Origin of the sequence: Mesorhizobium sp. B2-4-3 (assembly GCF_006442815.1) — a bacterium.
In the GTDB taxonomy this organism is placed as follows: Bacteria; Pseudomonadota; Alphaproteobacteria; order Rhizobiales; family Rhizobiaceae; genus Mesorhizobium.
This window is the reverse complement of sequence record NZ_VFVL01000016.1, coordinates 114188-127377: the sequence shown is the minus strand read 5'-3', so window position 1 is coordinate 127377 and position 13190 is coordinate 114188. Positions and strand designations below refer to the sequence as shown.

General features: G+C 64.2%; 15 protein-coding genes. 9 read left to right on the top strand and 6 right to left on the bottom strand.

The features are described 5' to 3' along the window. Nucleotides 1–197: 197 nt before the first annotated feature. Both FJ956_RS17075 and FJ956_RS17070 read right to left on the bottom strand, forming a co-directional pair. Nucleotides 198–677: an isoprenylcysteine carboxylmethyltransferase family protein gene (locus tag FJ956_RS17075; protein WP_140678661.1), complete on the bottom strand. Its 480-nt coding sequence runs from the start codon at nt 675–677 to the stop codon at nt 198–200. After that, nucleotides 674–1675 carry a DUF1624 domain-containing protein gene (locus FJ956_RS17070; protein ID WP_140678663.1) on the bottom strand — a complete coding sequence of 334 codons (1002 nt, stop codon included), beginning with the start codon at nt 1673–1675 and terminating at the stop codon, nt 674–676. The genes FJ956_RS17075 and FJ956_RS17070 overlap by 4 nt, the downstream gene beginning before the upstream one ends. Nucleotides 1676–1903: 228 nt before the next feature. Between FJ956_RS17070 and FJ956_RS17065 the strand changes: the two genes are divergently transcribed. Continuing rightward, a complete protein-coding gene (locus FJ956_RS17065) occupies nt 1904–3103 on the top strand; it encodes an MFS transporter (RefSeq protein WP_140678665.1) in 1200 nt (399 codons plus the stop codon). On the opposite strand, the gene FJ956_RS17060 is transcribed toward FJ956_RS17065, so the two are convergent. Further along, nucleotides 3072–4262 carry an aromatic ring-hydroxylating dioxygenase subunit alpha gene (locus FJ956_RS17060; protein ID WP_140678667.1) on the bottom strand — a complete coding sequence of 397 codons (1191 nt, stop codon included), beginning with the start codon at nt 4260–4262 and terminating at the stop codon, nt 3072–3074. The two genes, FJ956_RS17065 and FJ956_RS17060, sit on opposite strands and share 32 nt — an antisense overlap. 103 nt (nt 4263–4365) lie before the next feature. Between FJ956_RS17060 and FJ956_RS17055 the strand changes: the two genes are divergently transcribed. The 3 genes from FJ956_RS17055 to cobO all read left to right on the top strand — a co-directional run bounded on the left by FJ956_RS17055 (nt 4366) and on the right by cobO (nt 6354). Beyond that, on the top strand, nt 4366–5061 hold the full coding sequence (locus FJ956_RS17055; RefSeq protein WP_140678669.1) for a gamma-glutamylcyclotransferase: 696 nt from the start codon (nt 4366–4368) through the stop codon (nt 5059–5061). 122 nt (nt 5062–5183) lie between these two features. Continuing rightward, nucleotides 5184–5723 carry a bifunctional adenosylcobinamide kinase/adenosylcobinamide-phosphate guanylyltransferase gene (gene cobU, locus FJ956_RS17050; protein ID WP_140678671.1) on the top strand — a complete coding sequence of 180 codons (540 nt, stop codon included), beginning with the start codon at nt 5184–5186 and terminating at the stop codon, nt 5721–5723. 1 nt (nt 5724) lies between these two features. Continuing rightward, on the top strand, nt 5725–6354 hold the full coding sequence (gene cobO, locus FJ956_RS17045) for a cob(I)yrinic acid a,c-diamide adenosyltransferase (protein ID WP_140678673.1): 630 nt from the start codon (nt 5725–5727) through the stop codon (nt 6352–6354). On the opposite strand, the gene cbiB is transcribed toward cobO, so the two are convergent. Continuing rightward, nucleotides 6351–7358: an adenosylcobinamide-phosphate synthase CbiB gene (gene cbiB / locus FJ956_RS17040; protein ID WP_140678675.1), complete on the bottom strand. Its 1008-nt coding sequence runs from the start codon at nt 7356–7358 to the stop codon at nt 6351–6353. The genes cobO and cbiB overlap by 4 nt on opposite strands. Here cbiB and cobD point away from each other — a divergent pair. Both cobD and FJ956_RS17030 read left to right on the top strand, forming a co-directional pair. Further along, a complete protein-coding gene (gene cobD / locus FJ956_RS17035) occupies nt 7357–8397 on the top strand; it encodes a threonine-phosphate decarboxylase CobD (RefSeq protein ID WP_140678677.1) in 1041 nt (346 codons plus the stop codon). The two genes, cbiB and cobD, sit on opposite strands and share 2 nt — an antisense overlap. Before the next feature lie 74 nt (nt 8398–8471). Further along, nucleotides 8472–8981 (top strand): tyrosine phosphatase family protein, encoded by a 510-nt coding sequence (locus FJ956_RS17030; protein WP_140678679.1) that lies wholly within the window; start codon nt 8472–8474, stop codon nt 8979–8981. Nucleotides 8982–8994: 13 nt separating this feature from the next. Here the strand turns inward: FJ956_RS17030 and FJ956_RS17025 are convergent, their stop codons facing one another. Together FJ956_RS17025 and FJ956_RS17020 are read right to left on the bottom strand one after the other, a co-directional pair. Then, nucleotides 8995–9792: a creatininase family protein gene (locus FJ956_RS17025; RefSeq protein ID WP_140678681.1), complete on the bottom strand. Its 798-nt coding sequence runs from the start codon at nt 9790–9792 to the stop codon at nt 8995–8997. A gap of 60 nt (nt 9793–9852) precedes the next feature. Further along, the gene (locus FJ956_RS17020) at nt 9853–10236 is read right to left on the bottom strand and encodes a RidA family protein (protein ID WP_140678683.1); all 384 of its coding nucleotides are present in this window, start codon (nt 10234–10236) and stop codon (nt 9853–9855) included. 253 nt (nt 10237–10489) lie between these two features. Between FJ956_RS17020 and FJ956_RS17015 the strand changes: the two genes are divergently transcribed. Genes FJ956_RS17015 through FJ956_RS17005 form a run of 3 tightly spaced genes read left to right on the top strand, consistent with a single transcriptional unit; the run spans nt 10490 to nt 13169 of the window. Beyond that, nucleotides 10490–11494 carry an ABC transporter substrate-binding protein gene (locus FJ956_RS17015; protein ID WP_140678685.1) on the top strand — a complete coding sequence of 335 codons (1005 nt, stop codon included), beginning with the start codon at nt 10490–10492 and terminating at the stop codon, nt 11492–11494. A 15-nt stretch (nt 11495–11509) separates the two neighbouring features. Beyond that, a complete protein-coding gene (locus FJ956_RS17010; RefSeq protein WP_140678687.1) occupies nt 11510–12331 on the top strand; it encodes an ABC transporter ATP-binding protein in 822 nt (273 codons plus the stop codon). Next, the gene (locus tag FJ956_RS17005) at nt 12318–13169 is read left to right on the top strand and encodes an ABC transporter permease (protein ID WP_140678689.1); all 852 of its coding nucleotides are present in this window, start codon (nt 12318–12320) and stop codon (nt 13167–13169) included. Before FJ956_RS17010 ends, FJ956_RS17005 begins: the two co-directional genes overlap by 14 nt. Nucleotides 13170–13190: the final 21 nt, after the last annotated feature.

The window sequence follows — 13190 nt, the reverse complement described above, 5'->3', positions numbered from 1 at the left end:
AACAAACCTGTGACAAACGACATGGGGCGGAAAAGTTCATCCATCACTCTTGACCACGGTCATAAGAGGGTCTGCGCGCGTCGCTTCGCTCCTCGCTTCGCCCTAGAATGACGACGGATCAGGCGTCGCGGCTAAGCTAAATGCGGATCCTACCAGCCAAGGTAGACTGACCCCGCGCCGATCCTTGCGAAGCAGCTTCAAATCCAGCGGCGCACCCTTTTTGCGTAGTCGCGGTATTTCTTGCCGAACTTCGCTGCCAGGATTTTTTCCTCCTTCTCGATCGCCAGCTTCTGCGTCGCGAAAGCGGCTAGGAAGGCAAAGAGCAGGAACCAGGCGATGCCGGTGATGAAGGCGACGCCGATCAACAGCAGCGTGTTGGCGAGATACATCGGGTTGCGGGTGATGCCGAAGGGGCCCGACGTCACCAGATGATCGGGCTCGGCGTTCGGGTCGAGCGTCGTCTTGGCTTTGAACATGGCGCGGATGGCCGTGATCCACAGCATGGCGACGCCGAACAGCGCCACCCAGCCGACGCCAAACAGGAGATCGCCGAAGATGTCGCCGATCCAGGGCAGCGGGTAGAGCATGCCGAGGGCGACGCTCGCCGCAATCGCCACGACATAGATCACTGGCGGCCAGGGAATGATCCCGTGTCTGGGCTTTACGATGCCTGTCATTGCTGCCCTCCCTCCATCTGGTCCTGCGTCGCGGCGGTGCAGGTTTCCGCCAGATCGGCCAGATGCGATTTCCAGACGCTGGACTGGTCGTTGGCGTAGAGCTTGTCGAGAGACCCTTCGCCCTTCAGCGTGTCCAGCATACAGCCACAATAGCTCGTACAGAACTTGCTGTCCCGCTGCTGTTCGCACTGCGCCTTGCAAGCCGGCAGGAAGCCGGCTTCCTTGTCCTGAGGGGCGGCGGGCATGACCTGCGAGAACAGCCATACCGAGCCGAACAGAAGCGGCTGGTGGATGAGGTAGAAGGCGAGACTGTGCCGGCCGATGAAGGTCAGCGGGTTCGACCAGCGGCCGGGCGCCCATGTTCCCAAGCGGGCGAGCAAGCCCGACGCCGAAGCGAGCTTCACCGTGGCTACGCCCGCAAGCACCGCGCCAAACCAGGGGAAGAGCGGCACATAGTCGTTGGAACGCGGGTTGGTGGCGGAAAGGCCAACCCACCACAGCGCCGGATGGTCGAAGAACTCCGACCGCAGATAGTAGGGTGCTGCAATGACGGCCGCAGCAATGATTGCCGTCAGCAGCCAGGGCAGCCTGAGAAAGGCGAGGCCGAGCAAGCTCGCCAGCGCGATCTCGTGCAGAATGCCAAAGAAGATGAAGCCGTCCGGGGTGACGAAATAAGTGACCGTCGAAATGGCGATCGCCGCCACGGCGACCATGGCAAAACGCTTCCAGAAGCCTGGCCAGCGGATCTGACGGCCATGGGCGAGGAAGAGGCTGACGCCGACCAGGAACAGGAAGGTCGAGGCAATGCAGCGCGCATAGAACTTCCACCAGCCGAAGGCGGTGAGGGCTGGTGTGGTGTAGCCGAAGTTTTCGAGGTCCCAGGTGAAGTGGTAGCTCGCCATCGCGATCAGCGCGACGGCGCGCAGGATGTCGATGGCCTGGATGCGGCCCTGCTTGGACGCGTCCTGAACAGGTTCGCTCGTCGTTTGAAGGCTCATCGTCTGGCAATCCGATTCAGTCGTCTCAAACGACTATCACGGTTCAAGCCGACGACAGAAGCAGGCGGCCATCAATGCGTCTTATGACAGCCATGAAATTTCGCTTTAGGCCAGCGCCGGAAAGCCTTTGGCAGGCTTCGCTTTTCGACCCCTGGGGGTCGGTTTCCTGTTACTGGCCGGCAACTGGCCCGGCCAGATTTGAGCGGTGATTCACGTCCCGGAGGGCCGATGTCCACCCATGTGCGCCATCCGATCTGGCTTCCGGCCCTGCGGCCGGCGGATGCGCGCACCTTCGCCTCGCTCTATGCGGTGGAATCCTTCGCTCGCGCCAGCATCTCCAGCGTGATCCCGATCCAGGCCTACGAGATCCTGCACAATGAGCGGATCGTCTCGATCCTCTACACCGTCGTGTCCTTGATGGGCCTTTCGGTCACGCTGTTCATGCCGATGCTGATCCGCCGCTTCGCGCGGCGCTGGGTCTACACGGCCGGCTGCGTGCTGCTGGCGATCGGCTCCGCTTTCTTCGTCACCCACACGCTGCCCGGACAGATCGCCGGCATGCTTTGCCGCGTCATGGGGGCGAGCGCGCTGTCGATCACGCTCAACCTCTACATCATGGACCACATCCGCAAGACCGACTTCATGCAGGCGGAATCGCTGCGCATGGCCTGGTCGATGTTCGCCTGGACGGGCGGGCCGACGCTGGGCATCTTCCTCTACACGCATTTCGGCATCTATGCCGCGCATGGCGCGGTCGTGGTGTTCGCGTTCGCGCTGCTTTGCCTGTTCTGGTTCTACCGGCTGACCGACAACCAGTCGATCCGGCCCGGCAAGTCGCGCCCGGCCAATCCGCTCGCCAATATCGGCCGCTTCGTGAAGCAGCCGAGGCTCAGGCTTGCCTGGCTGATCGCCTTCGGCCGCTCCTGCTTCTGGACGACGTTCTTCGTCTACGGCCCGTTGTTCATGGTGATCACCGGCCAGGGCGAGCTCGCCGGCGGACTGCTGGTTTCGGCGGGCAACGCGCTTCTCTTCGTGGCGATCTTCTGGGGCAGGGCCGGCAAGCGGCTCGGCGGAAGGCGGGTCATGACCTTCGCCTATTTCGCCATGGCCGCCATGCTGTTTGCGGCAGGCGGCGTCGGCGAGGCAGCGCCGCTGCTCACGGCCGCGCTGCTGCTGGGTGGCGCGCTCTTCACCATCGCGCTCGACGCGCTTGGCTCGACCGCCTTCATGCGCTCGGTGCGCACTTATGAAAGAGCGCAGATGGCGGCGGTCTACCGCACCTATCTCGACTTCTCCGAGCTGACGCCGCCGCTGGTCTATTCGGTGGTGCTCGCCTTCTTCGGCCTCGGCTCGGTGTTCGTCACGCTCGGCATCCTGGCCGCCTTCTGCGGCTTCGTCACCTGGCGCTATCTGCCGAAGGCGTTTTGAACGCCGCGTGACGGCCGCGCACCCAATCGTGGAAGCGGTGCAGGTCGTATTCTTCCGGCATCAGCACGCCGGCCTCGTGGCGCATCGAGCGCAGGCCTTTCTGGTTGATCTCGCAGATCGCGGCGTCTTCCTCCAGCACCTGGGTGCCGAAGGCGACGATGTTGCCGATATCGGTCTTTCCCAGCGCATCCGGCGCGAACAGCCATTCGGCGGTGAGCTCGGTCTGCTCGGGACCGAGCGGGGAGAGCCGCACTGTGCGCATGTAGTCGACATGGCCGACGATGAACATCGAGGGCAGCGAGGTGGCGTAGGTCTGGCCGGCGGCGCGCTCGGCCGGGGTCAGGCCGGAAAAGACCGGGCCGTGCACATGGCCGTCCTTAGACCAGGTTTCGGCGCCGGCGCGCAGGCGGCCGGAGAATTCCGGATCGTCATTGTCGGCATGGCGCGACCATTCGGGATCGTCATGCCTTGCCATCAGGCCGCGGCCATAGATCGGCACCAGCCGCGACAGATCCTTGTGCACGCCCGGGCAGTGCAGGCATTCGTTGAAATTTTCCCAGAAGATCTTCCAGTTGCAATTCATCACCTTGGTCAGCCGATGGCCGGTGACGAGCGTTTCCAGCGGCCAGTTGGAAAGGTCGGCGGAGGCGCGATCGAAGGAGGTTTCCACCGAGCCCTCGGGGTCCTCGGCGAGGTTGATGAAGACGAAGCCGCGCCAGAGCGAGATCGCCACACGGTAGAGCGGATAATCGGCCTTGTCGAAGCCGTCGGGCAAAGATTTCGACGGCACGCGCACGAGATCGCCGCGCAGCGAATAGGACCATGCGTGGTAGGGGCAGGTCAGCAGCCTGGCCTTCAGCCGCCCGGCGCTTTCCTGGCAAAGCTGCGAGCCGCGATGCCGGCAGGTGTTGTGGAAGGCGCGCAAGGAACCGGTCTCGTCGCGCAGCACGACGATCTGCTGGCTGCCGACGCGGATCGTACGGAAGGCGAGGGGCTCGGCGAGATCGGCCTCGCGGCAGACCATCAGCCAGCTTCGGTACCAGATGGCGTCCAGATCGCGCCGGTAGGCGTCGGCGTCCCAATAGGCCGCCGACGGCAAGGTCGGCTGCAGGCTGGTCAGGCCGTTGTAAGGGTCGCGATCGCTTGGATTGGGCTGCATCGGCATCTCCCTGGCTGGCGACAGCCGACACCCGGGCAAAGCTGTTGTCAATTGCCGGCTCCGCGCATTGTGGCGGCCACGCGAGGACCTTAAGGTCGAACGCATGCTGCCAAGAACCATGTCGCTTACCGAGGAACTGGTCGCCCGCTGCTTTCGCACGGTCGAGGATGCGGGACCTGATCCCGATGCCGCGCATCTGGATGACGCCGATTATGACGCAATGGCGCGCATGCTGGAGGCTCAGCTTCCAGCCACCGAACCGCTCTGGCTGTTTGGCTATGGCTCGCTGATCTGGAAGCCCGAGATCGAGCATGTCGAGGAGCGGGTGGCCCTGCTGCGCGGCTGGCATAGATCCTTCTGCATGAACATGACGCGCTGGCGGGGGACCAAGGAAAGCCCGGGCCTGATGATGGCGCTGGACCGCGGCGGGCAGTGCAGGGGTGTCGCCTTTCGGCTCGGCGACGGCGACAGGCGAGAGCAACTCGACAAGATCCTACGGCGCGAGGTGACGCTGAAGCCGACCAGCTACCATCCGCGCCTGCTCAATATGACGAGCGATGGCGGCCCGCTGCGGGCGCTGGCCTTCGTCATCAACCGCCAGGGCACCACCTATGCCGGCCCGTTGAGCGAGGAGGCGGTTGTCGAAAGGCTGGCGACCTCCTGCGGCCATTGGGGTTCGGGCGCCGACTATCTCTACAACACGGTGAAGAATCTCGAGCAGCGCGGCATCCACGATGCGCATTTGTGGCGGTTGCAGCAGCTCGTCGCGGCGCGGATCGCCGCCTCGCAGCAATCGTGACCTGTGCCGCAATCGCGCCGGGCGGTGGCGGAATTTGGTTTGCCGGCCCGAGGGCTTCTGCCTAAAGTCGCGCCGTCGGCCTGATGGCCACGACAATATTCATCCAACGGTGAAGGCAGGCAATGACCGGCGCGACAGCCGCGAGCGCAGCTTCCAATCGGAAACTGACTTTCGTCCTCGGCGGCGCGCGCTCGGGAAAGAGTTCTCATGCCGAGAGCCTGACGATCGCCCATCCATCGCCTTGGACGTACATCGCCACCGCGCAGGCCTATGACGACGAGATGCGCGAGCGCATCGCGCTGCATCGGTCGCGGCGCGGTCAAGGCTGGGTCACTGTCGATGCGCCGCTCGACCTCACCGGCGCAATCGAGGCCTTGCCGGATCATCAGCCGGTGCTGATCGATTGCCTGACGCTGTGGCTCACCAATCACATGCTGGCCGAACATGATGTCGAGGCCGAATGCCGGCGTCTGGCGGATGTGCTGTCACGGCCGCGCGGGCCGTGGTTCGTGGTTTCCAATGAAGTCGGCCTCGGCATCGTGCCGGACAACGCGCTGGCGCGCCGGTTCCGCGATGCCGCCGGCCGGCTCAACCAGCAGGTCGCGGCCGCTGCCGACAGCGTTCTCATGATAGTGGCGGGGCTGCCGCTCAAGGTGAAATGACATGGCTGAAATCGAAGACAAGCCCATCGAGGAAAAGAATGCCGAGCGCCATCGCGCCAAGATGGCCAAGCGCAAGGCGGTGCAGGACGCCGAGGTGGCCGGCAAGACGATCGAGAAGGGGCTGCTGATCGTCAACACCGGGCCGGGCAAGGGCAAGACCACGGCGGCGTTCGGCTTGGCGCTGAGGATGCTGGGCTATGGCAAGCGCGTCGGCGTCGTTCAGTTCATCAAGGGGAAATGGCATACCGGCGAGAAAGACGCCTTCGCCGCTTTCGGCGACCGCGTCGTCTGGCACGCGATGGGCGAGGGGTTCACTTGGGAAACCCAGGATCTCAAGCGCGACATCGCCGCCGCCGAGGCCGCCTGGGCCAAGGCGCTCGAGCTGATGACCGATCCGTCGATAAGCCTCGTGGTGCTCGACGAGCTCAACATCGCGCTGCGCTACGACTATCTCGACCTGGAGAAAGTGGTCGCGACCCTGAAGGCGCGGCGGGGCGACCTGCATGTCATCGTCACCGGCCGCAACGCCAAGCCGCTGCTCGTCGAGGCGGCCGACCTCGTCACCGAAATGGGGCTGACCAAGCACCATTTCTCCGCCGGCGTGAAGGCGCAGCAGGGAATTGAGTTCTAAAGCGTGCCGACGCCTTGGCCGCTGATCTGGATGGTCAGGTAGATCACGACCGCCGACAGGGTCGCGAACAGGCCGAGCAGCAGCCAGTCGGCCACGCGATAGAGCTTCAGCGCCTGGCGGATGTCGGTGCTTTCGGCCTCGCGCCGGCCGCCTTCGCCCATGAAGGCGTCCTCGACGACCTCGCCGCCATAGCTGCGCGGTCCGGCGAGGGACAGCCCGAGCGCACCGGCCATCGCCGCCTCCGGCCAGCCGGCATTGGGCGAGCGGTGTTTGCTGGCGTCGCGCCGCATGACCTGCCAGGCGGCGTGCGGATTGGTGCCGGGGACAAGAAAGGCCGCCAGCACGATGAGCAGGCCGGTGAGCCGCGACGCGGGCAGGTTGACCAGATCGTCGAAGCGGGCGGCGGCCCGGCCGAAGGCCTCATATTGCGGCGTCCGGTGGCCGATCATCGAATCGGCGGTGTTGGCGGCCTTGTAGGCCGCGCCGCCGCCAAGTCCGCCGATGCCGGTCCAGAAGGCGGGTGCGACGATGCCGTCGGAGAAATTCTCGGCCAGGCTTTCGATCGCGGCGCGCGCGACGCCCGCTTTGTCGAGCTTTTCGGGATCGCGGCCGACGATGCGTGAGACGGCGATGCGGCCGAGCGTCAGGCCGCCGGTCTCCAGCGCGTCGGCAACCTCCTCGACATGCTCGGCAAGGCTTTTCTGCGACAGCAGCGTGGAGCCGAGGATCGCGGCAATGACGAGGCCCGTGGGGAACATGATCCAGAGCAGGACATGCAGCGCCAGGCCGATCAGGCCGGGCACCAGCAAAATGACGAGCAAGGCCTGGGCGCCGCGGCGGCGACGCAATTCGTCGGAATCCGTCGCGCGGTTGAGCCGGCGATCGAGAAAGGATATCAGCCTGCCGATCCAGGTGACTGGATGGCCGACAACGTTGAACAGCCAGTCCGGATAGCCGAGGGCGCGTTCGACGGCGAGTGACAGGAAAGCGATCAGGATTGACATGAAGCTTCTAAGCGGAGCGATTGCAGCGGTTGATCATGGCGGCAGCCTTGGCCGGGCAAGCGCGCTTTTTCCTCATGCACCACAACCTTTCGTGGACCTCTCGACAGGTATCAATCCGCACTCCTATCCGCTTTTCGACCTGCCCGCCACCGCCCTGTCCCGATTGCCGGAGGCAGGACAACTGCGTGATTTGGCCGAAATTGCGGCTTCGGCCTATGGCGCGCCGTCAGCGGCACATGTGGCGGCGGCGCCCGGCACGCAGATTCTCCTGCCGCGCGTGGCGTCATTGGTGCGACCCGGCAAGGCACTGGTGCTCGGTCCGACCTATGCCGAACACGCCCGGGTCGCGGCCATCGCCGGCCATGCGGTTGCCGAGGTCAGCGATTTCGATGCGCTGGGCGAGGCGGACCTGGCGGTGCTGGTCAATCCCAACAATCCTGACGGGCGGGTGATCGAAAAAGCCCGCCTGCTCGATCTCGCGGCGCGGCTTCGCGCCAGGGGCGGGCTGCTTGTCGTCGACGAAGCGTTCATGGATGTCGGCCCGATCGAGCAAAGCCTGGCCGGCGATGTCGGGGTGGGCGGTATCGTCGTGCTGCGCTCGTTCGGCAAGTTCTTCGGCCTCGCAGGTGTGAGGCTCGGCTTCGCGCTGGCGGATCAACTGACGGCCGAGCGGCTGGATGCGCAGCTGGGGCCCTGGGCGGTGGCCGGTCCGGCGCTCGAATATGGCATCCGCGCGCTGTCGGATGCGGGATGGCAAGAGGACATGCGGGTACGTCTCGCCTCCGATGTCAAACGACTCGACGCGCTGCTTGGAAAGTCCGGTGTGCCAATTTCCGGCGGCACCTCACTGTTCCGCTATGTGTCTTTCAACGATGCTCCAAGCCTGTTTTCGGCGCTCGGCGAGCGTGGCGTGCTGGTCCGTCACTTCGCTGAACGGCTTCAGGTTCTGCGCATCGGACTGCCAGGCAGCGAGGCGGAATGGCAGCGCCTCGAAGGCGCCCTTGCCACGTGGGCCCAAAATCAAAGAGAAAGAGCATGATGTCGCCCGAAAACCGCTTCACACTTTTCGGCATCATGCTCTAGGCGCAAGGATGCGCCGAAGGAGTTCGGACAATGATCCACGTCTGTTCGCTGTCGAAGGTCGACGAGACCGTGGCGAGGACCGGTGCTCAGCGGTTGTTGTCGCTGCTCGCCGCCGGCACCGAAGTGGTCCGCCCGGCCTCGATCGCGGCGGAAAACCACCTGCATCTCGTCATGCATGACATCGCCGTGGCGCAGGAAGGCATGACGATGCCCGGCGAGGAGCATGTACGGGCCTTGCTCGATTTCGCCTATCGCTGGGATCGGGCAAAGCCGCTGGTGGTGCATTGCTATGCCGGCGTCAGCCGCTCGACGGCATCGGCCTACATCATCGCGGCGGCGCTTTCGCCGAAGCGCGACGAGATGGAACTGGCCAAGACGCTGCGCTTCCTCTCGCCGACGGCTACACCCAATCCACGGTTGATCGCCGTCGCCGATATGTTGCTTCAGCGCGACGGCCGCATGATCGCGGCGATCGAGGCGATCGGGCGCGGCGCCGACGCGTTCGAGGGAATACCCTTCGAATTGGATATCGAAGCGTAGATCAGAGCGGACGCTACGACAGCCAATCCGCAAGCTTCGCCTTGCGTACATCCCTGACCAGGTTGATAAAACCGTCGGCCTGCATTTCCGCCGTCAGCCGGCCCTTCTCGGCCGTGGCGATCGAAGCATCGCCGACCACGCCGTTGGGGTTGAGGTCGCTGGCGATCCAGGCGAAGGCGTGCGTGCCGGTGTGGCGCAGCAGGGCGAATTCCTTTTCGGCGCGGGCGACATTGGAGACGAAGTTATCCGCCTTGGTCATGTCGACGAGATCAGGGCGGAAATGCAGCATCAGCGAGGTCTCGACATCGCCGCCATGGATGCCGTGACGGTCCTCGAGCTCGGTGTACATGCCGGCCGGACGGCCGAAACGCTGCCAGCTCGTCTTCACCGACAGCATCTTGGCGCGCACGCGCAATTCGCGCGAAACGATGCCCATGATCTCTTCATTGCCGCCATGCGAATTGACGATGATCAGTTTCCTCACCCCGGCGCGGGCGACTGACAGGCCTAGTTCGGTCCAGGCGTCGACTAAGGTGGCGGCCGGCAAGGTGAGCGTTCCCGGCGCGTGCAAGTGCTCGTTCGACTTGCCGATCGCCTGCACCGGCAGAATGCGGATGTCGAGATCGTCGGGCAGCCGCGCGATCACCGTCTCCAGCATGCCGACCATGATCGAGGTGTCGGTCGAGACCGGCAGATGCGGGCCGTGCTGCTCGATCGCCGCCACAGGCAGCACGGCGACGGTCGCTTCGGCGTCGATCGAGGCATATTCGGTCGTCCGGTAGTCGCCCCACCACACACGTCTTGTCGTCACTTTTCGTCTCCCGATGGTCTGCTGTCCGTCCTGAGGTCTAAAGACTATCCCCGGCAACAGCTAGCCTGCTGCCAGAACTTCGACCTCGACCTTGAATTCCGGACGCGCGAAGCCGGAAACGATCATCAGTGTCGAGGCCGGTGCCGGGTCCGAAAACAAGCGGTTGCGGACATCCATATAGGCCTGCAGGTGCGCGCGGTCGGTGACGAATGCGTTGATGCGCACGGTGTCGTTCAAGGTCAGCCCGGCTTCGCTCAGAATCGCGGCGATGTTCTTGAAGCAGAGCTCGGCCTGGGCACCGGCGTCCTCGGGAACATGGTCGTCAGCCCCGATGCCCAGTTGTCCGGAGCACAGCACAAGCCGTTTTCCGGCGGGTATTTCAACGCCGTGGCTGTAGCGGGCGAAGGGCGGCTTGATCGTCTTGGGGGCGAGGTATTTCAGCATGGCATTCTCCTGTGCACCCGCAGACTAAGGCTCGATTCATGAAACCTTCAAGATGCGGTGCATGCCGCCAGGGCGATTATGGACAGGCGTCCAAAAAATAGGCACGATGCCTCGCGTACAGCATGACCCTTCCGGTCTCGGCAATGACTGCCGCGCAAGCGGGCGGCTCGGGCGGTGGCATGTGTCTTGCTTCTTGAACCAATGGTGTCGAGCCCAGCGCGTTGCGCGCCGGAGCCAAGAGAGGGTGAGTTTTATGATCGGAAATGGGAAGGTCCTGGCGGGCTCGATCGCCTTGCTGGTGGCGGGCACGCTGAGCGCGGCCGCGAACGAGAAGGTGACGTTCGGCACCAACTGGCTGGCCGAGCCGGAGCATGGCGGCTATTACCAGGCCGTTGCCGACGGCACTTATGCCGCCTGCGGCCTCGACGTCACCATCATGCAGGGCGGCCCGCAGGTCAGCGGCCGGCCGATGCTGCTTGCCGGCAAGATCGATTTCTATATGGGCGGCAATCTGCTTTCGGCATTCGACGCCGTGCAGCAAGGCATTCCGATGCGCGTCGTCGCGTCCGACTTCCAGAAGGATCCGCAGGTCATCATGTCCCAGCCGGGGCAGGGGCTCGACAAGTGGGAAGACCTGAAGAACGCCGACCAGTACATCATGGGCGACGAAGGCGCGCAGACCTTCTTCCAATGGATGGTCACCGATCTCGGCTTCGATGCCGCCAAGCGCGTGCCCTACACCTTCAACCCGGCGCCCTTCATCGCCAACAAGAAGTCGATCCAGCAGGGCTATGTGACGTCCGAGCCGTTCGCCGTGCAGAAGGCGGGCGGCTTCGTGCCGAACCAGTTCCTGCTCGCCGACTATGGCTGGGATACCTATTCGACCACCATCGAGGTGATGCAGGATACGATCGACAAGCGGCCGGAGGTGGTGCAGTGCTTCGTCGATGGCTCGGCCAAGGGCTGGTATAAATACCTCTACGGCGACAACAAGGCCGCCAACGATATGATCAAGAAGGACAATCCGGACATGACGGATGAGCAGATCGCCTTCTCGATCGAGCAGATGAAGAAGTTCGGCGTCGTCGATTCGGGCGATTCGGAAAAGCTCGGCATCGGCACCATGAACGAAGCCCGCATCCAGAGCTTCTACGACAAGATGGTCAAGGCCAAGGTCGCGCAGCCGGGTATCGACATCAAGAAGGCCTACACGCTGGCCTTCATCAACAAGGGTGTCGGGCTGGAGCTGAAGAAGTAAGGCGGCCCGCCTGAGATGATCCTGGAGAAAGTGGCTGAGACGCGGGCGGCATCGGGAGAGACCCCGATGCTGCTTGCGCTGCGCAATGTCGGCAAGGTCTTTTCCAACGGCGTGACGGCGCTGAGCAAGGTCGACCTTACGATCCGCGAGGGCGATTTCCTGAGCCTGCTCGGCCCTTCGGGCTGCGGCAAGTCGACGGCGCTCAGGCTGATCGCCGGACTGTCGACGCCGACTTCCGGCCAGCTCGACTGGCGCGGCTCGATCGACCGCTCGAACACCGGTTTCGTCTTCCAGGAGCCGACGCTGCTGCCCTGGGCCAGTGTCTTCGACAATGTCTGGCTGCCGCTGAGGCTGAAGGGCGTGTCGCGCGCCAAGGCGGAACCCGCTGTGGTGGAGATGCTGTCGCGCGTCCATCTCACCGGCTTCGAGAACGCCGTGCCGCGCGAGCTTTCCGGCGGTATGAAGATGCGCGTCTCGATCGCGCGGGCCATGGTGACCAAGCCGCGCATCCTTCTGATGGACGAGCCCTTCGCCGCGCTCGACGAGATCACCCGCTTCAAGCTCAACAATGACCTTCTGGAGCTTTGGCAGGACGAGCGCTTCACCGTCGTCTTCGTCACCCACAGCGTCTTCGAAAGCGTGTTCTTGTCCAGCCGCGTCGTCGTCATGGCCGCGCGGCCGGGCCGCGTCCATGGCGAGCTCGCCGTCGATGCGCCTTACCCGCGCGACGAGGCGTTCCGGACCTCACCCGACTATGCCGCGCTTTGCCGGCAGGCCTCGGACGTGCTGGTCGACGCCATCAACTCAACCGCCGGATCGCATCATGACGGCCATTGAAGACGCCACGTTGAAGCTCGATCCCGAAGAGGCGCGCCGCGCCCGCCAGGAGCGGCTGGAGCGCATCGGCAAATGGGTGCTGCCGCTGGCGATCATGGTGCTGGCGATCGTGCTGTGGGACCGCATCTGCGTCTGGAACGAGATCCCGCAATATATCCTGCCGCGACCGGGCGTGGTGCTGCAGACGCTGCACAACGACGCGGGGTTGCTGTTCTCCTCGCTGCTGGTGACGCTCAGGATCACCTTCCTCAGCTTGGCTCTCGCCGTGATCGGCGGTGTCGGGCTGGCGGTGCTGTTCGCGCAGTCGAAATGGGTGGAGATGTCGTTCTTCCCGTTCGCCATCGTGCTGCAGGTGACGCCGATCGTCGCCATCTTCCCGCTGATCAACATCTACGTGAACAACCAGACCGTCAAACTGCTGCTCTGTGCCTGGATCGTCGCCTTCTTCCCGATCCTGTCGAACACCACGCTCGGCCTGAACTCGGTCGACCGGAACCTGCGCGACCTGTTCAAGCTCAATGGCGCGACGCGCTGGCAGCAATTGCGCTATCTGCGCCTGCCGGCGGCGATGCCCTATTTCCTCGGCGGGCTGAAGATCGCCGGGGGCCTGTCGCTGATCGGCGCGGTGGTGGCCGAATTCGTCGCCGGTGCGCAGGGGCAGTCGTCCGGGCTTGCGTCGCGCATCATCGAGGCCGGCTACCGGCTCAACGCGCCGCGTCTGTTCGCGGCGCTGATCCTGATCTCGCTGACCGGCATATTGATCTTCCTGGTGCTGTCGCTGGTGTCGCACCTCATCCTGCGCCGCTGGCACGAGAGCGCGTTGAAGCAGGAGCGCTAGGGTGGTTGACCTGATTGAGAA